Consider the following 20,345-nt stretch of genomic DNA (forward strand, 5'->3'; position numbering starts at 1 on the left):
GACACAAAGATAAAGGTGTCGACAGACAGCATGTCGGCACCTGATAAAAAAGCGCTATAACAATAAACTTCAACAGGAGACATAAAATGTCACTAACAGACAGGAAACAGTTAAAGCGAAGCGTCTTTATACCCGCCTTCGTGATTGTTCTGTTGGCCGTCATCATTGGCTTAGTTAATAACGAACTGCTGGTCAGCGTGGCTAGGCAGTTATTTTATCTCTCGCTATCCGATTTTGGTTGGCTTTATCAGTTACTGGCCATTTCGACGCTCGGAGTGACAGCGTTTATATTCTTTTCCAAGGCGGGCAATATTCGATTGGGTGGGGTAAATGCTAAGCCTACGTTCTCATTGGCGGCTACCTTTGCCATGGCGTTAACCGGTGGAATAGCGACTGGGGTTGTTACTTACTCTGTCAATGAGCCCATTATCTACCTGGGCAATATTTATGGCGAGATCGCCAATCAGTCATTTGAACCCAACAGTGGTGAAGCGGCGATTTTCGCTTTGGCCAGGAGCTTCCATAATTGGAGCTTTATACCCTACGCCATGTACTCCATTGTTGGCTTGATGATTGGGTATATGCACTTTAATCGCAAAGAACGCTTTTCTATCTCTTCAACACTCTCCCCGCTACTTGGTAGTCGCGAGCAAAGCCCCTTCGTACGCGCCGTGGTCGATATTATTTCAATACTTGCCATCGCACTGGGTCTTGCATCCTCTTTAGGGGCTGGCCTAGCGCTGATTAGCTCTGGCATTGAAGCTGAGTACGGTATCGCTTCTAATCCTACTACTTGGCTGATTTTAACGTTGGTGATTGCGGCGATCTTTATTACTTCGGCGGTGTCCGGTCTCAAACGGGGCATCCGACTTTTATCATCAGTCAATGCTTATATCTTTTACGCTTTTGTAGCCATTCTGTTAATTATTGGCCCATTGAATTACATCCTAAGTTTATCGGTAACCAGCTTGGGTTACTGGTTCGATAACTTCTTCCTTTGGTCATTCGACACCAAAGAGTCCGGAGGTGAAGCGCTGGTCACTTGGTGGACCATGTATGACTGGTCGATCTGGATAGCCTACGCACCTTTGATGGGCCTTTTTTTGGCGCGGATCTCCTATGGCAGAACGCTACGTGAGTTCCTGGTGATTAACTGGATTCTGCCTTCTGTGTTCGGCATCGTTTGGTTCGCAATATGGGGCGGGTCAGCCATTAAGTGGCAGATGGATGGCACCCTCGACCTTGTTAGCGTGGTGACCGAGAATGGTGCGGTATCTGGGCTTTGGGGCTTTCTACAACATTTACCATTGTCCTCCTTGCTCATTCCGTTAGCCATTGTGACGCTGGTCATTTCTTTCTCCACTTCAGCTGACTCAATGTCCTCAACCATTGCGACCATCTGCACTAAAGACATGACAGCGGAAGAAGAGGCTCCTCGTAAGCAGAAAATTCTCTGGGGGCTTTCAATTGCGATTATCGCCTATGTGATGGTGGCCTTTGGGGGTGGTGCTCAGGGTGTCGACGGTATTAAGTTCCTGGCGGCAGCGGGAGGTTTTGTCGTGCTGTTTCTGTTTACTCTGATTGTGGCTTCTGCAGTGAAGGTTTTTATTATTCAAGGAGCTGGTGAGCCTGCAAATAAGCCAGCGCTTTCTGTTGAGAAGACCGGAGATGCACATGAGTGAGTTATCTGGGTATCTTGAAATCGGCACTACGCCTCCTGCTTGGCTGGAGGTGGTCAAGGTCGCCCGCCATGGGCATCAGTTATCGCTGTCGCCTCAAGCTTGGGAAAGGGTGAGCTGCGCGCGCGAGGCTGTCGAAAAGATTGCCGCTTCAAGCGTGCCCCATTACGGCATTAATACCGGTTTGGGTGCGCTATGCGATGTGGTGCTTAAGCAAGATGAGCTGCAGCGCCTTTCACACCACACCCTGATGAGCCATGCCTGTGGCGTTGGCACACCGCTGCGAACGGAACAAGTTCGGGCGATCATATGCTGCGCGGTGATCAACTATAGTCATGGTTACTCCGGTATTAGTCTGGCCGTGCTGGAGGGGCTGATCAAATTGTTGAATGAGCAGGTGACTCCGATCGTGCCCTCGCGCGGCTCGGTGGGTTACCTTACTCACATGGCGCACATTGGGCTGGCTCTGATAGGTCATGGCGATGTTGAATTTCGCGGACAACGCATGCCTGCCAAGCAAGCGCTGGATGTCATCGGTATGCCGACGATAACGCTTGGCCCCAAGGATGGCCTGAGCCTCGTTAATGGTACCCCCGCTATGACGGGATTGGCTTGCCTGGCGCTTGCCGATGCCGCCCGCCTATCGGCGTGGGCGGATATTATCGGCGCTATGAGTTTTGAAGCATTGGGCGGGCAAATGAACGCCTTTATGGCGGAGGTGACGGCTCTAAAACGCCACCCAGGCGTTCAGCAAACGGGCGATAATTTACGTCGGCTTCTCGCCGATAGTCCGCATCTCATGCGCCATAAAGGCCAGCGATTGCAGGATGCGCTGAGTCTGCGCTCAATGCCTCAGGTGCATGGAGCCTGTCGAGATCAGTTCGACCACGCATCCCGGCAGATAGAGAAAGAGCTTCACTCAGCGACCGATAATCCATTAGTTATTCCATATAACGGCGGCTATCAAATTGTGTCGCAAGCCAATCCTCACGGTGCTTCGGTGGCGATGGCATGCGATCTACTTACCATCGCTGTCTGCGAATGGAGCTCAATCTCCGAGCGGCGCGCTTATCGATTAGTATCACCTCAGGCAAATCATTTACCGCCTTTCTTGACTGTCGAAAGTGGCGTCAAATCCGGCATGATGATAGCTCACTATTCGGCTGCCTCATTGGTCGCTGATAACAAGCGCTTGGCTCAGCCTGCAGTGACTGACAACTTTGTTACCTCGGGGCTGCAGGAAGACCATCTAAGTTTGGGTGAAAGCGCAGCTTTAAAGCTTGATCAGGCCATCGACAATGCTTTCTACGTCCTTGCTATCGAATATCTATTGGCCGCACAGGCCTTTGATTTGATAGACGGTGAAGACTTCGCCGTGGGTACTTTATTGGCCTGGAGATCACTCCGTGAGATTCTTCCTGCTTACCAGGAAGAGCATGCTCTGCACTTAGATATTCAGGCGGTCTACGAATGGTTGCGAAATGACCACTCGCTGGAAAACATGCTGCCTATAGCTCCGAACTTACTGCCTGGCAGTTAACCAATATAATTTTGAAGACACACAGTTCTTAAGGGAGGCAGCATGAAACAGCTCTGGTGCAACGCGCCAGGCGACAACAACTGCGGGCTCTATACCATTATATGCGCTGCGGTAGGGATTATTGGTGAGGGACAGATGTGTGGATGGCTGTAAAGAGAGGCTATCATATTGCACGTATCAGGTATGCTCTCTGTTTGCCTCTCACGTGGTTAACTATTGCCAAGGAAGTACCCCATGTTTTTTCCTAAACGCCTTGCCCTCACATTGCTCATTTTTATATTGGCGCTACTACCGCCCACGCTATTTGCTCAGGATGCTCATATTGGCAGCGTGCGTACCGAGTTCCGTATGCTTGGGCCCAATAACACCATTGAAGTAGAGCGTTTTGATGACCCGAAGGTGCAGGGTATTTCCTGTTACATTTCCTACTCGCAGGTCGGCGGCATTTCCGGAGCGGTTGGGCTGGCTGAAGAGGCAAGTGAGGCCAGCGTGGTATGCCGGCAAACGGGAGAGATAGTGTTTACCCCGGCTGATGTGGAGGAGCAAGAGGTGATTTTTACCCAGCGCCGCTCAGCATTGTTCAAAAATCTGCGTGTTGTGCGTATGCACGACACCGAAACGCAAACCTTTGTTTATCTTACCTACAGCACTCGGCTAGTGGATGGGTCGCCTAAAAATGCTATTACGGCCGTTCATTACGGTGATTGATAGTCAACGCTTCTGGCCTTGACGCGATTCAGGTCGGCTATGCGATATAAGAATGTAGATGTAACGGCGTAGCGGAATAAGCGCCCCGTAGTAGGGCGCTTGGGTATGACGTTAACCGCCGAACTTTTCGTTTTCACCGAGGTTCGGCGTGGCGTCTTTTTTCAGGTTAGCTTTCGCAATTTCGTAAAGCTGGAAGGCTTTGCTCTCTTTTGATTTCCAGTGCTCGCCCATCTCTACTTTAATTTCCAGCAGCGCAACATCCGGGTCGTCTTTGCCTTCAGGAAACCAGGCTGCAATGAAAGAGTTCCAGTATTTCTCGATCAGATCGCGATCATTGGTAAGGTTAGCTTTTCCGGAAAGCGAAACGTACACGCCATCTTCTTGATCAGAAAAACTAAGGCATACATCATGATCTCGTTTGGCTTCAAACACCTTTTCGGCGCTGCGCCGAGTAAAAAACCACAGGGTGCCGCCATACTCTTCTTGCACTAAGTGCATTGGCCGGGCGCGCGGGGTGTCGTTGTCTAACGTCACCAGCATGCCAACTTTGATATCTTTGATCATCTTCCAGATCTTTTGCTTATGTTCAGGGCTGGACATAGCTTCACTCTCCTTATGAATTCGATATTGGCCGTCTGAATTCGATCTTGGCCTTATGATCAGGGTACTGCCCGCCGGTACAGCTCATGTCTATCTACAAGAGCTATACATCTGCGAGGCTGATTACAGCTTAGCTACCATTTTTGATAACAGCAAATGGTGGCATCAATAAGATAGCCATTGATAGCGTGCGGCGCTAAGGTAATGAATGAGTGTTCGAAACATAAAGGAGGCCGCCATGCGGATGATTTCAACGCCGGTAGAGGCAGGGTGTAACGTTAAAAGGCTGATGCGTGAGGGCCGTCAGGTTTTTTTAATGAGCGCTTTGCTGTTGCTGGCAGGTTGTGCAAGCGAGGGTGGGGGCGATAACACGCAAAACTATATGACCCAGCGCGCAGCTCAATACTGCGAAAGTATTGGCGGTGAGACGGAGGTTCAAGAAACCAGCCTGGGCACCGGAAGATACTGCCGCTTACCCGATGGGCGAGTAGAAAATCAGGGGCAGCTCTATCGTAACGAGCGGATGGAGAATGACTGATCAGCGCTCGGTGCTGCCAGTTTAAGCGTGTTTAAACTCAGAGGTCAGGAGCCAGAGTTCAGGAGCCATAAACATGGCTATTTGAGCGCGCTGCTTTTTCTACGCCAAACGCTAATGGCAGTGGCTAGTACGGCACAGGCTGCTGCTGGTAGCAGTACGTCGAGCGCTGAGTCGAGGGTCCAGCCGCGCCAAACGCCCTCGAACATGCCAACCGGTAGTGTTTCACCCCATTCCCAGCCGCGTTGAATACCTAGCCGATATTCGTGCTGTGCAATCTCTCTTCCCAGTAGCAGCGCAATGGCGATACTGCCTCCCACCCTCGCCGAGACTAGCCACAGCAAGGCGCACTGAATCATCAACGCAATAATGACGTGCTCTAAATGTGTAATGTTCATGGTTACGTCCCCTATGCGGCACTGTTTTGGCTGGCCGATATTGAATATACGACGCCATTATTTTCGATGGATTTCCGATCTTGAGAGCCGAACACGCTATGGTAGAGCCGCTTTTCTATAAAACGTTTCAATTCTAGGCAATGCTATGCGTCTTGATTACCAAGGCCCTTTACCTGAAATGGTGGGGTTTTTATTGTTACCGCAGTTTTCCATGATGGCCTTCTTCGCAGCGGTTGAGCCGTTACGGATTGCGAATCGTATTTCTGATCGCCCACTGTTTGACTGGACGCTGATTAGCGCTGACGGTGGGCCGGTAACGGCGTCGAACGGCATGACGCTAATGGCGGATCAATCAACTGGCCAGGTGCACCATTTGCCCTCACTGGCAGTGTGCAGCGGTTTCACGCCAGAAGCCCATCTTACTCGGCACTTAATGGCATGGCTGCATCAGTTAGACCAGGCGGGCTGCTGTTTAGGCGGTATTGATACGGGGGCATTCTTGCTCGCGTCAACCGGGTTGCTAACGCATGAACGGGTGGCGCTGCACTGGGAGAGCCTGCCTGCTTTTCACGAACGCTTCCCGGGTATCGAGACAACCGACGAACTTTACGAACTAGGCGAGCGGCGTTTTTCCTGCGCGGGCGGGGCGGCCGCCATGGATATGGCGCTAGAGGTGATTGCGCGCCGCTATGGCGCGAAACTGGCTATCGATGTCTCTGAGCAGCTTATTCATGACCGTATTCGAACGCGCAGTGACCAGCAGCGCACGGCGTTGGTGAAGCGGCTAAGCACTCATAACCGGCACGTGGTAGAGGCGGTAGCGCTAATGGAGCAGAACATTGAAGAGCCGCTCAGCCTGGAAGAAGTGGCAAGCCGCGTTGAGGTGTCGGTTCGCCAGTTGCAGCGCCTATTTGAGCAAGAGCTAAGCATGACGCCTCGCCAGTGGTACTTGCAGCTACGCGTTAAACGCGCCAAGCGGCTGCTGGTCGAGACCGATTTAGCAGTGCTGGCGGTGGGGCTGGCCTGTGGGTTTAGTTCGTCATCAAGCTTTGCGCGCACGTTTCGTGCCCATTACGGCTACTCACCAAGAGCCGTTCGCTACCGGTGATTTTCAACCCCGTTGTAGAAAAGCCCTTTAAATAAGAAGTGGCGCCTTGTGGTTGGTAAGTGTCGCTTCATGCTTAGTGACCTGCAGGTAGCGGCGCATACTGGTTTAATCCAGTTAATAAAAGGTTTAGCCTTATGTCTTACACTACCAAGTCGTTGTCACTTACAGCGGGTTTTTTACTTTCTGCGTTCGCTGCCGCCCCAGCGATGGCGGAGCTTGATGAGCTGCGTTTTGGCGTGCCGCCGTGGCCTGGCGTTACCGTGAAATCGGAAGTGGCTGCTCAACTACTTGAGACAATGGGGTATAAAACGCGCCAGCAAGATTTAGCCGTGAGCATTATTCTGGGCGGCTTATCGCGTAACGATCTGGATATTTACTTAGGCGGCTGGTATCCCGTCCAGACTGACATGATCGAGCCTCTGGTGGCTGACGGAAAAGTAGAAAAAGTGGTTTCCAATATCAAAGGCGCCAATTCAGGGCTCGTCGTGCCGCAGTATGTTTATGATGCAGGGGTGACCACCGTGGCTGAGTTGGCCGAACATCGTGATCAATTCGGTGGAGAAATCCAAGGCATTGAAGCGGGCACCGGTATTAACGAGGCGATCCTTAACGCCATTGATAACGACATTGCAGGCCTGGGGGATTGGCAGCTGAGTGAAAGCTCAACCTCGGCCATGCTGGCCCAAGCTGAACAAAAAATAGCCGATGAAGAGTGGGTGACGTTTGTCGGCTGGGAGCCTCACTGGATGAACGTGAGCTTTGATTTGGCGTATTTAGCCGATAGCGATGATGCAGGCGTAGCCTCAATTGAAAGCACCGTGTGGACGGTCACACCTGCCAGCCTATCTGAGGAAGCCCCCGAGGTTCACCGTTTTTTGTCACAATACGTGATCGATATTGAAGACCAAAATGACTGGGTGCACGAGTATAGCTATGAAGAGCGTGCGGCGGATGATGTCGCGCAAGAGTGGATTAGTAATAACTTAGACACTGTAGCCCAATGGCTAGACGGCGTTAAAACCCGCGATGGCGAACTCGCCATTGATCAGGTGCGTGCGCAGTTCGGCTCTTAACGTATCGGTTGATCTTAAAACGGCTGATCTTAAAACGGTTGTTCTTGAAACGATTGCTCTTAAAACAGCGCCTTATTCAGTAAGGCGCTGTTTTAGTTTAAGGCAAAAGTCCTGCCATGCCGCGCCCATTGTGGGCAGTTGCGATTGGGCGTGAAGAGCGGCGTGCACCATTTGCAGTGCACATCGATAGCCAACTGAAGCCCCCGCTTTACGCCAGCCAGTAACGGCAGCTTCCATTGGCAGCGTTAGCGGGTCGTGCGCTACCGTCAATACTTCAATGCACGTGCTAGGAGGGCGTCGATCAAACTGATGTGCATTGATTTCTGGCCAGTATTTTCGAATGCCGAGTACGTCACTACATGACAGCAGCGGTGCATCTTCACCGAGATATTCCAGCAACAGTTCGCCAACCGGCGGGTAAATCAACCCTAACGGCGGCGCCTCGATAAGTGAACGAGCAAGGTCGATAGCTAACCTCCCGCCAGCGCTGTCACCCACTAACGCAATAGGTTGAACGGCCATTAGTATCGTTTGGCAGTCTGCCAACATAGCCGCGTAATCTACCTCTGGCGCCAGCCGATAGTTGACGCTGACCACTTCACGCCCTAGCGCTTGAGCTAGGCTTGCGGCGGGGCCGTGATGGCTCTCCACTGAGCCGATGGTAAATCCGCCGCCATGGATAAACAGCACACAGCCCGGTGCTAGCTGCTGGGGAATAAAGCGGCGCACGCTAACGCCGCTCAAAACGGTATTTTCAATTCTCATTCCCAGCGGGTCAGGTGGGGCGAACGTGCGGCAAAGCTTATCGTAGGCGCTGCGCGCTTGTGGCAAGGGCAGCTCATCCATCGCCGCCAGTCCTGCGCTAAAGTGCTGAATAAAGGCCTCTATGTTCATCTTCCCTGTCCCTATTAGCGTCGTAACCCTTAGCGTCGAATGCCAATGGTGCGGCCAGCAAGTTCCGGCCAGGCATCGCTGCTTGCTCGTGGCAGTGCTGCTACAAGATGTGCGACTGCTTCGGGAAACGGGCTTGGTCGCCCAGAGTCCTGTGCCATGCCCATCAGCATTTGTTCGTTGGTCGCTAATAGGTTGCCTTCATCGTCGAACATGGCGAAAAACACGTGCAGGCGTTTTGCATCGCTATCAAGCAGCGTTAGGTCAATATTGAGCGGTTGGCCTTGCTGCGCTTCGCGGCGATAACACAGGTGGGTTTCCAGGGTATAAATCGTGTAGCCATAGTGCTCACGGCCCGCTTCATCTAAACCTATGTGGTCAATCAACGATTCACAGGCTTGGGAAAAGACGCGGGCGTACTCCGCGTCGTTCATGTGCCCGTTGTAGTCGACCCACTCGGGTGCGACGTGGGTTTCATGGATGATCATTAAATGCGTCCCTTTAGCCCTTCGGCTTCCGGCCAGTATTTTTGCACTACCTCCAACAGTTCGACTAAAAAGTCATCCCGACGCCGGTCCAGCGTGGCTACTGAGCGCCCGGCGGCTTGGTGCTCACAGCCCTCGACCACTTTGTCGATTAGCTCATCGGTGAGTTCTGGGGCCTCCAGTTTGGTCCAGGGGAGTTTTAGCGCGGGGCCGAATTGTTCCAACATATGGCGCATGCCAGGCTCGCCACCGGCTAAGTGGAAAGTGAGGAACGTGCCCATCAGCGGCCAGCGCAGACCACAGCCATAAACCACGGCGGCATCGATTTCTTCAGTGGTGGCCACACCATCGTTGACTAAGTGTAAGGCTTCGCGCCACAGCGCTTCCATTAAGCGGTCGGCGATGTGGCCCTCAATTTCACGACGAACCACCAGTGGTCGCATGGCGAGCGACTGATAAAGCGCTTGGGCGCTAGCAATCTGCGCGGGCTGTGTTGCCTCGCCCCCGACAAGCTCAACCAGCGGCAATAAATATACCGGGTTGAAGGGGTGGGCGACGATGACACGCCCCGGCGCTTGCTGGCAGTTTTGCTGCAGGTCGGTAGGTTTGAAGCCAGAGGTGGACGAGCCAATAATGACATCGGGTGTCGCGGCGGCGTCAATGGCGGCCAGGATTTCTTGCTTAAGCTCTAGTCGCTCAGGAACGTTTTCCTGAATCAGGTCCGCGCCGTTAACTGCCTCTTCAGTCGTCGCTGCAAACGTCAGTCGCTCCGGGCTGGCGTTGGGTGCCAGGCCAAGCTGTGTTAGCGAGGGCCAAGCGTTGTCAATAAACGCTTGGGTGCGCGCTGGCGCATTCGGATCAGGATCAAAGGCAACCACATTCCAACCCTGTGCGAGTGCGCGGGCAATCCAGCCGTTGCCAATCACGCCGGTACCGATAATGGCTAAGCGATTCATAGGCCACCTCCGGCAGGGTCACGTAATTTAAGATGGGCGCGGGTTTCAGCAGGCGTCATCACCCGAGCGCCAAGATTCTCAATGATGGTCGCGGCTTTCTCGACCAGTTGGCCGTTATTGGCCAGCACGCCTTTTTCCAAAAACAGGTTATCTTCCAAGCCAACCCGTGCGTGGCCACCCAGCAGCACCGCTTGAGCAACCATCGGCATTTGATGGCGGCCTATACCAAAAGCTGCCCAGTTAGCGTTTTCCGGAAGTTTGTTGCGCATCGTTAACATGGTTTCGGTGTCCGCTTCGGCGCCCCAAGGAATGCCCAAGCAGAGCTGGTAAAGCGGATCGCCGTCGATCAAGCCTTCTTGCTGAAGCTGGCGGGCAAACCAGACGTGGCCTAGGTCAAAGCATTCTAGTTCCGGCTTAACGCCAGCGGCTTGAACGAGACGAGCATGTTCACGCAGCCAATCGGCAGGGTTTACGTACACCATGTCGCCAAAGTTTAGGCTGCCGCAGTCTAGGGTACAAAGCTCAGGAAGTAGCTCGCCCACCGGTGCATGGCGCTCTGCCGGTGTTTGAATATCAGTGCCCGGGCCGCCGCGAGAGGGGTCTTGCACATCCGGTATCCAGTCACCGCCACCGCCCGCTGTGATGTTCATGACGATATCCACATCGGCCTCGCGTACGCGCTCCATCACTTCACGAAACTGCTCTGTAGAGTGGCTAATGCCGCCGGTTTCCGTATCACGTACGTGGATGTGCGCGATGCTGGCCCCAGCATGGGCAGCCTCAATACAAGAGGCTGCGATGGCCTTGGGCGTAATGGGAACATTGGGATTTTTAGCGGTGGTATCACCTGCGCCAGTGACGGCACAGGTAAGGATGACATTGCGATTCATAGCGTGCTCTCTAATAAGCAGTTTGTTCGCCTACTAGTGTGTCGTCGTGAGCAGCAAAAAAGTTGTCGTAAAGCGCCGTTCAATATACATAACGTGCAGCTTGGTCAGAAAAAGACAGCGCGCTACGCTAGTGTCGAGCGACTAAAGTATAAGCGGCGGGGGCTTTCTCTATCTCATCCATACTACCATACTAGTCATGTCAGAAGGTGCCGCCACGGCCGGCAAGCTTTCATATCCGGATTCAGGTTTATGCAGACGACATTACAAACGCTATGGCAAGAAACCCGTGACAGCGATTCAGTTCGCCAGCGGCTATTTCAAGTATTAAGGCAGTCGATCATTCAAATGGTGCTGGCCCCTGGCCAAGCGCTGTCGGAAAAAGAAATCGCTGACACGTTCTCTGTCAGCCGCCAGCCAGTGCGGGAAGCGTTTATAAGGCTATCTGAGGCTGGCTTGGTGGAAGTGAAGCCTCAGCGCGGCACCTACGTGGTCAAGATATCGCAGCGAGCGGTGTTAGAAGCGCGCTTTGTTCGAGAGTCTCTGGAGGTAGCCATTGCTTTAAAGGCCGCCAAATGCACCCTTTCATCCAGTGTTTTAATGGAGCTTAACGAACTCATCGTCCGTCAGCGCAGCTGTATAGAACGCAAAGATCATGACCGTTTTTTCCTTCTTGATGAGATGTTCCATCGCACGTTGGCATTTTCGACAGGCCAAGTCATGGCCTGGAAGGTGATCGAAGACGTGAAGGCACAGCTAGACAGGGTCCGCTATTTGAGTATTCCTGACTCTACACCCATCGCTAAATTGGCTGATCAGCATCAGGCTATTGTCGATGCAATAGCTGATGCAGATACCAACGCGGCAGCGAAGGCTATGAGTATTCATCAGCATGAAATACTTAACTCGCTACCTGAGCTGGAGCATCGTTTTCCTGAGATGTTTGAAGAGTTAGAGTTGGTTACTCCAGCTCTGGCCATTTAAAATGAATAATTAAAAATTACTAATTCGAATTTATTAAACACAGCTAGCTGTATTAATAAATTAGTGAAACACCAACAATAAATGAAGACCCTTAGGAGCAGAAGATGAAGCTTAAAAAATTACTTCCCGCTATTGCACTGCTAGTCGTTAGTAATTCAGCACACGCCGCTTACCAGCTGAATATTTCAATAGCGCTAAACCCGCAAGATCCTATCGCTCAGGCAATAGTGGATGCTCAGCAAGTAATTGAGGAGCGTTCTGAAGGAGAGCTAACGATTCAGCTTTTTCCTAATAGTCAGCTTGGCTCAGATGAAGATGTGGTAGAGCAAATCCGTAGTGGTGCCAATATTGCGATCCTTATTGATGCTGGGCGGTTATCGGAGTACCAACCAGAATTGGGGATTTTAAGCGCTCCTTACTTAGTTGAAGACTATCGTGATTATCATCAAATTACGAGCTCACCACTTTATCTAGATTGGGTGGAGAGCTTGGCTGACTCAAGTGGTTTGCGACTGCTTAATTATAACTGGTTTCAGGGCACTCGGCAGATGCTGACCCAGAATGAAGTTAATACACCCGATGACTTACGGGGAGTGCGTGTGCGCACCATTAACTCGCCTGTATGGGTTAACACCATTGAAGCCATGGGTGCTACGGCTACCCCATTGCCATGGTCGGAGGTTTACTCTGCTCTACAGCTAGGCTCCATCGATGGTGCAGAGGCGCAGCTTACAGGTGCTGAAGGGCAAAATCTTCACGAGGTAATTACCCATATAGCATTGACGAATCATATTCACTTGATGACAGGTATTGCCACCTCTGAGCAATGGTATCAGTCCTTGCCTGAAGAGTTACGCATCATTCTTGATGAGGAATTATTAAAAGCCGGAGAAATAGCGAGTCAGGCGACGGCCGATGAGCAAGAAGGCGTCCGCGAGCGAATGGAAGCCGCAGGCGTAACCTTTAATGAAGTTGATCTCGACGTTTTTCGCGAGCGCGTTGGTAACGTCTATCAGACGCTAGGTTATGACCAATACCGTGATCAACTGCTTACTGAGGAGTAATCAGCACCAACTCCCATCTGTTTTAAGGTGGGGGTACTTCCTTTTCGCTAGTTTTTAACAATCCGCATGCCCCGTGGGGCGAGGAATGCTGTATGTGGTATTGGTACGATAAAGGTGAGGAGTGGCTAGCCATTACGCTACTCGGTGGTACGTCTCTTTCCATGTTAGTAAGTGCAACGGCTAGAGCCATTGGGCAACCCTTTGCCGGGGGGGCTGAGTTGGCTCAATTTCTATTTATCTGGACCGCGGTATTAGGCGCCGATATTACGTTGCGGAGGGGTGGGCAGGTGCGAATCGATGCATTTGTGGTGCGAATGCCAGCCAAACTGCAATGGATAGTCACGAGCCTTTGCCTTGCGATGATGGCGCTCTTTCTCGCTCTTCTCATATGGTATGGCTTTGCTTTAGCCTCCTCAAATTGGCAGCGGCCTATGGGGGTAGCTGGACTGAGCTACGGCTATATCACGCTAGCGTTGCCTGTCGGTGCTTCATTAATGTTGCTAACCCTCATACGTCGTGTTGTCGCAAACGGAATCATCGGTAGTTTGGTTACTGACGATGATGAGATTGTGGAGGAAGCGCTATGACAGCTGTTTTACTGCTGAGTTTCGGCTTGCTCCTCATGGCCATTGGCATGCCCGTTGCTTTTGCCATTGGTATTGCTGGTTTTTCTTATTTTCTCCTGCCGGACACCTTTTTACCTACGAGTATCGCGGTGCAGCGAATAGTCTCATCAACGCAATCATTTCCTCTGCTAGCCGTCCCGCTATTTATCTTCATTGGCCACCTGATGAACGCCAGTGGTATTACCCCCCGCTTGGTTCATCTTTCTACCTTGCTGGCAGGATGGATGAGCGGTGGTTTAGCCCAGGCTAGTATCGTGTTGAGCACCTTGATGGGCGGTGTGTCAGGTTCAGCCGTGGCGGATGCCGCTATGCAATCTCGTGTGCTAGGTAAAAGCATGATTAAAGGTGGATATTCGCTCGGCTTTACAGGTGCTGTGCTCTCTGTAGGAGGGTTAATTACCGCGACCATACCGCCTAGTATTGGATTGATTCTGTATGGCTACCTGGGTGAAGTTTCCATTGGTCGTTTGTTTATTGCAGGACTTGTGCCGGGATTCCTGCTAATGGTGGCGCTGATGGTGACTACTTACATCATGGCCAAGCGGCGGGGATACCTTCCAGTAAGGGAGAACCTTCCCACTGGTCGCGAGGTTTTAAAGGCCCTGCGTAGCAGCATTTGGGCAATTCTTTTCCCGGTATGGTTATTAGTAGGTATTCGTTATGGTCTGTTTACGCCTTCAGAGGCGGGCGCATTTGCAGTGGCTTATGCACTATTGATCGGCTGCGTTATACATCGGGAAATGGGGATTAAAGAGATCCTTAACGCTATGCGCGCCAGCGTTAGAGATATTGGCATGATCATGCTGATTATTATGTTTTCAGGCATCATCGGCTATGTTGTCTCATTTGAAAGAGTACCACAAACAATAGCTGAGCTAACGCTAGGTGTATTCTCAAGTCAAATAACGTTGTTGCTTACCTTGGCTGTGCTACTTGTTTTTCTAGGTATGTTGTTAGAGGCTACGGTCGTTGTAATGTTGTTAACGCCTATTTTGGTGCCTGTTATTAAAGCCGCGGGTGTTGATCCTGTTCATTTCGGGCTACTAATGATGACGCTGGTTACCTTTGGTGGCATGACACCTCCCGTGGGTATTTCAATGTATACAGTGTGTGGCATTTTACGTTGCTCCTTTTATGACTACAGTCGTGAACTGTTGCCCTTTGCTTTAGCGGTGTTTGCGGTAGTGCTGGGTATTATATTTTTCCCCAGTGTTGTGCTCTTTTTGCCCAATTTGCTGCTGGGTTAAAACTACCATTGATGCTTATCTAATAAAGGAGCAAAAATAATGTTTAACGATAATATTGAGTTTATGGGTAAAGACTTCCTATTAGAAAATGAAGCAGCCCGACGGCTTTATCATGAACACGCGGCTATTATGCCGATTTGCGATTATCACTCACATCTAGATCCTATCGAAATCGCCAATAATATACAGTTCGACAATTTAACCCAGCTATGGCTCAAAGGGGATCACTATAAATGGCGCGCTATGCGCTGTGCAGGCATTGCTGAACAGCGAATTACCGGCGATGTCAGTGACCGGGAACGTTTTCAAGCCTGGGCGGAAACTGTCCCCGACTGTCTTGGTAACCCTCTCTATCACTGGACGCATCTTGAGCTGAAAAAACCGTTGGGAATCGACAATCTGCTACTTTCACCCAAGACGGCTGAGGAAGTTTGGTATCGTTCTCAACAGCGATTGGCAGAGCCTCAGCTTAGTGCCCAGGGTATTTTGGAACGCTTTAACGTGCGTACTATTTGTACCACCGATGACCCCGTCGATAGCTTGGAAACCCACCAACGCCATGCGCAGGCGAACACTGGGCCGACTATGTTGCCGACATTTCGAGCCGATACGGTGCTCAAAATAGAGCAGCCAGCCTTTGTTGACTACCTTGCTACGCTTGAAGTCGCCAGTGGCGTCACGATACAGCGCTTCGATGACCTGCTAGCGGCACTGTTCCAGCGTCTTGAGCATTTTGCCAGCCTAGGTTGTTGCCTTTCCGACCATAGCCTGGAGAAACCTGTTTTTGTTGAGCCTCCTTCGGCCCAGGAGCTGGATCGGATACTCGACAAAGGAATGCGTGGAAAAGAGCTGAGCCACGACGAGGCTCATGGTTTTAACACCGCGGTACTGCTATGGCTTGGCAAAGAGTACGCCCGCCGAGGCTGGGTAATGCAGCTTCATATTGGCGCTCTGCGTGATTTAAGCCAGCGTGGTCGACGTGAAATAGGCGTTAACAGTGGTTTCGATGCGATTGGCGATATCACTTACGCAGAACCCTTGGCGGCGCTGTTGGATGCGCTTGATAACCAGCATCAACTGCCACGCACTGTGCTTTATAACCTCAACCCAAGGGATAACGAAATGCTCGCTGGTTTGGCGGGCTCCTTTCAAGGCGATGGGATTCCCGGCAAGGTGCAATTTGGAGCCGCTTGGTGGTTTAACGACCAGCGTGATGGCATGGAGCGTCAACTGACGACCCAAATGCAGTTTGGCCTGCTGCGTTACTTTGTGGGCATGCTGACGGATTCGCGTAGCCTTCTATCGTTTTCCCGCCACGACTACTTTCGACGTATTTTTTGCCAAATGCTGGGCGCTCAAATGTCCCGGGGTGAGTTGCCCAATGATATAGATCGCGTTGGTGAGATGGTTCGAGCGGTTTGTTACCACAATGTGCAGCGCTACTTATTTGAGCGTTAATTTCTTTTTTGTTTTTTGCTTCTTACTCCTTGTGATGGACTTACCATGATCATTAGTGATGCATATTTAATCGTAACGTCTCCAGGCCGCAACTTCGTCACGCTAAAAATTGTTACCGAGTCCGGCGTGTATGGAATAGGCGATGCCACCTTAAATGGCCGTGAGCTGGCGGTGGTCGCCTACCTCGAGGAGCATGTGCTACCGACTCTTATTGGCCGCGATGCCAGCCGCATTGAAGATATCTGGCACTTTCTTTACCGCGGTGCTTACTGGCGGCGGGGGCCGGTCACTATGTCGGCCATTGCAGCAGTAGATTTAGCGCTATGGGATATCAAAGCGAAAGCGGCAGGCATGCCGCTCTATCAGTTGCTGGGTGGCAAAAGCCGTGAGCGAGTGATGACCTATGCCCACTGTACCGGTAAGGATATTGACGCTTGTCTCAGCGAAGTCGACAAGCATGTAAAACTTGGTTACCGCGCGGTACGGGTACAGACGGGGGTGCCAGGCATCCCCACCACCTACGGCGTCACCAAAAAGGCAGGTGAGCGTTACGAACCCGCCGATGCAGAATTGCCCAGCGAGAATGTATGGAGCACTGAAAAATACCTAAATCATGTGCCTAAACTGTTTGCGGCGGTACGCGAACAGTTCGGCGAAGATCTTCATATTTTGCATGATGTACATCACCGTTTGACACCCATTGAAGCGGCAAGGTTGGCGAAAGAAGTTGAGCCTTACCATCTGTTTTGGTTGGAAGATTGTGTGCCGGCTGAGAACCAGGAGAGCTTTCGGCTAATTCGGCAGCACTCAACCACACCGTTAGCGGTGGGTGAAGTGTTTAACTCGATACACGACTATCGTGAGCTACTGGAAGGGCAATTGATTGACTATGTCCGCACGCCGCTTAGCCATGGTGGCGGCATAACCCATGTGCGAAGAATTGCTGATTTAGCCTCGCTTTACCATGTGCGCACCGGTTTTCATGGCGCCACAGACTTGTCACCGGTGTGCTTAGGCGCCGCGATCCATTTTGATACATGGGTTCCTAATTTTGGTATCCAGGAGCATATGCCCCATGAAGCGATAGTGGACACGGTTTTTTCTTATGACTACGAGTTTGTCGATGGTCATTTCATCGTAGGCGAGACCCCAGGGCATGGCGTCGATATTGACGAACAGTTAGCCAAACAATACCCCTATAAGCGCGCGAGCTTGCCGGTTAACCGGTTAGAAGACGGCACTCTATGGCATTGGTAAATGCGTGGCATAGGTAACTTAAAGAACGGGTAAGGAGGTTCTGTCAATGAAAGCATTTCAAGTTAAGGCGCCGCACGCTTATCAGGTTGCCGATATTGATACGCCCACGGCGAACGCGGGAGAAGTCCTGGTGCGAGTGGCGTTTGCCGGTATCTGCGGCTCTGACATGCACATCATCCATGGCGATAATGCCTTCGTCCGCTTTCCGCGTATTACCGGCCATGAGTTTGCTGGCGTCGTCGAATCCCTAGGCGACAACGTCGAGGGAGTGGCTGTTGGTGATCGCGTATGCGTAGATCCCGTGATCAGCTGCGGTGAGTGCTATCCCTGCAGAATTGGCCGCCCTAATGTGTGCAGCTCGCTGGAAGTCATCGGCGTGCATCGTGACGGCGGTTTTGAAGAGTTGGTGGCCGTTCCCGCGGCTAACGTGCACCGCTTGCCGGATCACATCGGGCTCGATGCCGCTGCGTTGGTTGAGCCTTACACCATCGCGGCCAACGTGCTTGATCGCATGCAGCCGCATCCTGGCGATCGCCTGATGATTCTTGGTGCGGGCGTTATTGGTATGACGATTCTACAAATGGCCTTAGCTAAGGGTATTAAAGACGTCATCGTCACGGATGTGATTAACGAGCGCTTGGCAGCGGCTAAAGAACTGGGTGCCACGCACGTGTTTAATAGCCGTGAACACGATATTGAAAAAGAAGTGCTCGCCTTGACGCAAGGCGAGGGCGTGCCGCTGATTGCCGATGCGGCCTGTGTTCCTGCGCTTTTACCTCAAATGCTGCGCCTTGCATCAGCTGCCGGGCGTATTGGCCTGCTCGGCTTTAGCGTGCAGCCAAGCGACCTTGTTCAGCTAGAGGTTATTAAGAAAGAGCTGACTTTGGTGGGGTCGCGTCTTAATAATCGCAAGTTTCCTGAAGTGCTTGGGCTAATGGCCAGTGGCCAGCTCGACCCATTGGCGCTAGTCAGCCATCGACTACCGCTTAGCGACATGCCTAGCGCCATCGACATGCTTGACCATCGTCCTGAAGAAGCCCGAAAGGTACTTATTCAAATTAGCACTTAGCTTCAAACTAGTACTTAACTTCAGATTAGTACTGAGCTTCAAATTAGTACCTAGCGGCGCATGCCAACTCACGTTCAACCACGTTCGACTAACAATAAACAATGCAAATGTGCAGGAGCAGAAAATGATTAAACAACTGTTAACAACGGCGGTACTGGGAACGGTGCTGCTGAGTAGCCAAGCGGCATTAGCGGCAGACTACACGCTGCGTTTTGGTCACTTAGCCAACGAGCAAAATATTTGGCACCAGGCGGCGGAGAAGTTTAAGGAAGAGGTTGAGGCCAATTCCGACGGTCGTATTGAAGTTCGTCTTTATCCCAGTGAACAGCTGGGGAGTGAGCTGGACGTGATTAACAGTATCCAGCTGGGAACAGCGGATATGACGATTACCGGCGAGAGCCTGCAAAACTGGGCGCCCAAGGCCGCCATGATGGCCGTTCCTTATGCTTTCAGGGACTCTGAGCATATGCAGGCCGCCATTAACGGCGATGTAGGCGCTCAGATTGAAGAGCAGATCACTGAGCGGACAAACCTGGTTCCGTTGGCGTGGTTTGAGCGCGGCCCGCGTGAGTTGACATCTAACCGTCCTATCCGCACGCCGGATGAACTGGATGGCCTACGCCTGCGTGTGCCTAACGTGCCGCTGTTCGTTGATACCTGGCAGGCAATGGGCGCTCGTCCTACCCCCATGGCGTTTAGCGAAGTGTTTACCGCGCTTCAGCAAAACACGCTGGAAGGCCAGGAAAATCCGCTTAGTTTGATTGAAAGTGCCAGCTTCAATGAGGTGCAGGACTACGTCAACATGACCGGGCACGTGCGTAGCTGGATCTACGTCGTAATCGGACGTAATCAGCTTGAAGACATGCCTGACGAGCTTCAACAAGTAGTGCGCGATGCGGCGCAAACCATGCAGACGTATGAATCTGAGCTGTTCATCGAGGACCAGGCTCGTCTGGAGCAGGCCCTACAGGAACGCGGTATGGAATTTGTGGAAGTCGATCTTGATGCGTTCGCCGAAAAAGCGCGCCCAGCGGTACTTAAGGCGTTAAACGAAGAGCAGCGTGAGCTTTTCGACGCTATCCAAGACCTGTAAGGCCGTTGGTAATAAATTTGTAGTAATTGGTAACGCGGGTGGGCTGGTTTCGTGCCAGCCCATCGGCCATCTGCAAGAACAGCTTGCCCATGAGGATACGTTTATGAGCTCGGATCAAAAAGCGCTTGAACAGGAAGCGTTAGACAGTCTGGATTCGATGTCGTCGGTGCCAAAGATCCAAGGCCCCATTGGGCGCATGATTGGCTGGGTGGATACCTGTTTTCTGACCCTGTCGGTCATGGCATTAATTGCCATTGCTGCCACGGTACTGCTGCAAGTTTGTTCACGGCTGTTTCTACCGTTTTCCATTGCCTGGACTGAAGAGCTCTCGCGCTATTTGTTTATTTATATGGTGGCTTTGTCGGCAGGCGTTGTACTGCGTCAGAACCGAAACATCAGCGTTGAGCTTTTTCATCACATGCTGGGCCCACGCGCCAAGGCTGGGTTTCAGGCACTGATTTACCTAATGATTGGTTTATTTGCTTTTCTAGTACTGCCGTACGCTTGGCAGTATGCACAAAACGGCGCATGGCAGACCTCGCCAACGCTGCGTGTACCTATGCTGTATATCTTTTTCTCAACGGTAGTCACCTTTGCGCTGCTCCTGGTTTACAGCTTGCTAGGATGCCTTGAAGGAATTATCGCAATGTGTCGCTCCTCTGCCTCGCTTGATCAGGAGTTGTAAGC

General features: G+C 51.8%; 21 protein-coding genes. 15 read left to right on the plus strand and 6 right to left on the minus strand.

Annotated features, from left to right (window positions below; all coding sequences use genetic code 11):
- Positions 1–86 precede the first annotated feature (86 nt).
- The 3 genes from ACT3TF_RS04930 to ACT3TF_RS04940 all read left to right on the plus strand — a co-directional run bounded on the left by ACT3TF_RS04930 (position 87) and on the right by ACT3TF_RS04940 (position 3,927).
- Positions 87–1,682 carry a BCCT family transporter gene (locus tag ACT3TF_RS04930; RefSeq protein WP_441684994.1) on the plus strand — a complete coding sequence of 532 codons (1,596 nt, stop codon included), beginning with the start codon at positions 87–89 and terminating at the stop codon, positions 1,680–1,682.
- Complete coding sequence (locus ACT3TF_RS04935; protein WP_444671698.1) at positions 1,675–3,219, plus strand: HAL/PAL/TAL family ammonia-lyase; 1,545 nt, start codon at positions 1,675–1,677, stop codon at positions 3,217–3,219. The genes ACT3TF_RS04930 and ACT3TF_RS04935 overlap by 8 nt, the downstream gene beginning before the upstream one ends.
- Before the next feature lie 234 nt (positions 3,220–3,453).
- Positions 3,454–3,927 carry a CreA family protein gene (locus ACT3TF_RS04940; RefSeq protein WP_441684998.1) on the plus strand — a complete coding sequence of 158 codons (474 nt, stop codon included), beginning with the start codon at positions 3,454–3,456 and terminating at the stop codon, positions 3,925–3,927.
- 111 nt (positions 3,928–4,038) lie between these two features.
- Here ACT3TF_RS04940 and ACT3TF_RS04945 read toward each other — a convergent pair whose 3' ends face one another.
- A complete protein-coding gene (locus ACT3TF_RS04945; protein ID WP_193062404.1) occupies positions 4,039–4,527 on the minus strand; it encodes a pyridoxamine 5'-phosphate oxidase family protein in 489 nt (162 codons plus the stop codon).
- Positions 4,528–4,765: 238 nt separating this feature from the next.
- On the opposite strand from ACT3TF_RS04945, the gene ACT3TF_RS04950 reads away from it, so the two are divergent.
- Positions 4,766–5,065, plus strand: coding sequence for a DUF333 domain-containing protein (locus ACT3TF_RS04950; protein WP_225734260.1), 300 nt, complete (start codon positions 4,766–4,768; stop codon positions 5,063–5,065).
- A 77-nt stretch (positions 5,066–5,142) separates the two neighbouring features.
- Here the strand turns inward: ACT3TF_RS04950 and ACT3TF_RS04955 are convergent, their stop codons facing one another.
- Positions 5,143–5,460: a hypothetical protein gene (locus ACT3TF_RS04955; protein ID WP_441685002.1), complete on the minus strand. Its 318-nt coding sequence runs from the start codon at positions 5,458–5,460 to the stop codon at positions 5,143–5,145.
- Between the two features lie 145 nt (positions 5,461–5,605).
- Here ACT3TF_RS04955 and ACT3TF_RS04960 point away from each other — a divergent pair, with 145 nt between their 5' ends.
- Positions 5,606–6,568, plus strand: coding sequence for a GlxA family transcriptional regulator (locus tag ACT3TF_RS04960; protein ID WP_444671699.1), 963 nt, complete (start codon positions 5,606–5,608; stop codon positions 6,566–6,568).
- Between the two features lie 134 nt (positions 6,569–6,702).
- Positions 6,703–7,641, plus strand: a complete 939-nt coding sequence (locus tag ACT3TF_RS04965; RefSeq protein ID WP_444671700.1) for an ABC transporter substrate-binding protein — start codon at positions 6,703–6,705, stop codon at positions 7,639–7,641.
- A 72-nt stretch (positions 7,642–7,713) separates the two neighbouring features.
- Here ACT3TF_RS04965 and ACT3TF_RS04970 read toward each other — a convergent pair whose 3' ends face one another.
- From ACT3TF_RS04970 to ACT3TF_RS04985, 4 genes are read right to left on the minus strand one after another with little or no spacing between them, the layout of a single operon-like run.
- Positions 7,714–8,535 carry an alpha/beta hydrolase fold domain-containing protein gene (locus tag ACT3TF_RS04970; protein ID WP_444671701.1) on the minus strand — a complete coding sequence of 274 codons (822 nt, stop codon included), beginning with the start codon at positions 8,533–8,535 and terminating at the stop codon, positions 7,714–7,716.
- 29 nt (positions 8,536–8,564) lie between these two features.
- The gene (locus ACT3TF_RS04975) at positions 8,565–9,020 is read right to left on the minus strand and encodes a thioesterase family protein (protein WP_444671702.1); all 456 of its coding nucleotides are present in this window, start codon (positions 9,018–9,020) and stop codon (positions 8,565–8,567) included.
- Positions 9,020–9,973: an L-carnitine dehydrogenase gene (locus tag ACT3TF_RS04980; RefSeq protein ID WP_444671703.1), complete on the minus strand. Its 954-nt coding sequence runs from the start codon at positions 9,971–9,973 to the stop codon at positions 9,020–9,022. Before ACT3TF_RS04980 ends, ACT3TF_RS04975 begins: the two co-directional genes overlap by 1 nt.
- The gene (locus ACT3TF_RS04985) at positions 9,970–10,863 is read right to left on the minus strand and encodes a 3-keto-5-aminohexanoate cleavage protein (protein WP_441685011.1); all 894 of its coding nucleotides are present in this window, start codon (positions 10,861–10,863) and stop codon (positions 9,970–9,972) included. The genes ACT3TF_RS04980 and ACT3TF_RS04985 overlap by 4 nt, the downstream gene beginning before the upstream one ends.
- 249 nt (positions 10,864–11,112) lie before the next feature.
- On the opposite strand from ACT3TF_RS04985, the gene ACT3TF_RS04990 reads away from it, so the two are divergent.
- The 9 genes from ACT3TF_RS04990 to ACT3TF_RS05030 all read left to right on the plus strand — a co-directional run bounded on the left by ACT3TF_RS04990 (position 11,113) and on the right by ACT3TF_RS05030 (position 20,343).
- Positions 11,113–11,844 (plus strand): GntR family transcriptional regulator, encoded by a 732-nt coding sequence (locus tag ACT3TF_RS04990; RefSeq protein ID WP_096281034.1) that lies wholly within the window; start codon positions 11,113–11,115, stop codon positions 11,842–11,844.
- A gap of 104 nt (positions 11,845–11,948) precedes the next feature.
- Positions 11,949–12,908, plus strand: a complete 960-nt coding sequence (locus ACT3TF_RS04995) for a C4-dicarboxylate TRAP transporter substrate-binding protein (RefSeq protein WP_096281031.1) — start codon at positions 11,949–11,951, stop codon at positions 12,906–12,908.
- Between the two features lie 92 nt (positions 12,909–13,000).
- Positions 13,001–13,495 carry a TRAP transporter small permease gene (locus ACT3TF_RS05000; protein WP_096281029.1) on the plus strand — a complete coding sequence of 165 codons (495 nt, stop codon included), beginning with the start codon at positions 13,001–13,003 and terminating at the stop codon, positions 13,493–13,495.
- Entirely contained in the window at positions 13,492–14,781 is a 1,290-nt protein-coding gene (locus ACT3TF_RS05005) for a TRAP transporter large permease (protein WP_444671704.1), read from the plus strand. Before ACT3TF_RS05000 ends, ACT3TF_RS05005 begins: the two co-directional genes overlap by 4 nt.
- A 39-nt stretch (positions 14,782–14,820) precedes the next feature.
- Complete coding sequence (uxaC, locus tag ACT3TF_RS05010; protein ID WP_444671705.1) at positions 14,821–16,239, plus strand: glucuronate isomerase; 1,419 nt, start codon at positions 14,821–14,823, stop codon at positions 16,237–16,239.
- 45 nt (positions 16,240–16,284) lie between these two features.
- The gene (gene manD, locus ACT3TF_RS05015) at positions 16,285–17,496 is read left to right on the plus strand and encodes a D-mannonate dehydratase ManD (RefSeq protein ID WP_193062415.1); all 1,212 of its coding nucleotides are present in this window, start codon (positions 16,285–16,287) and stop codon (positions 17,494–17,496) included.
- Positions 17,497–17,542: 46 nt separating this feature from the next.
- Entirely contained in the window at positions 17,543–18,565 is a 1,023-nt protein-coding gene (locus ACT3TF_RS05020) for a Zn-dependent oxidoreductase (RefSeq protein WP_444671706.1), read from the plus strand.
- 124 nt (positions 18,566–18,689) lie between these two features.
- Positions 18,690–19,658 (plus strand): TRAP transporter substrate-binding protein, encoded by a 969-nt coding sequence (locus ACT3TF_RS05025; protein ID WP_193062419.1) that lies wholly within the window; start codon positions 18,690–18,692, stop codon positions 19,656–19,658.
- Positions 19,659–19,761: 103 nt separating this feature from the next.
- Positions 19,762–20,343, plus strand: coding sequence for a TRAP transporter small permease (locus ACT3TF_RS05030; protein ID WP_444671707.1), 582 nt, complete (start codon positions 19,762–19,764; stop codon positions 20,341–20,343).
- The last annotated feature ends 2 nt before the right edge of the window (positions 20,344–20,345 follow it).

The sequence above is a fragment of the Halomonas sp. AOP25-F1-15 genome (assembly GCF_052378675.1).
Classification (GTDB): Bacteria; Pseudomonadota; Gammaproteobacteria; order Pseudomonadales; family Halomonadaceae; genus Vreelandella; species Vreelandella casei.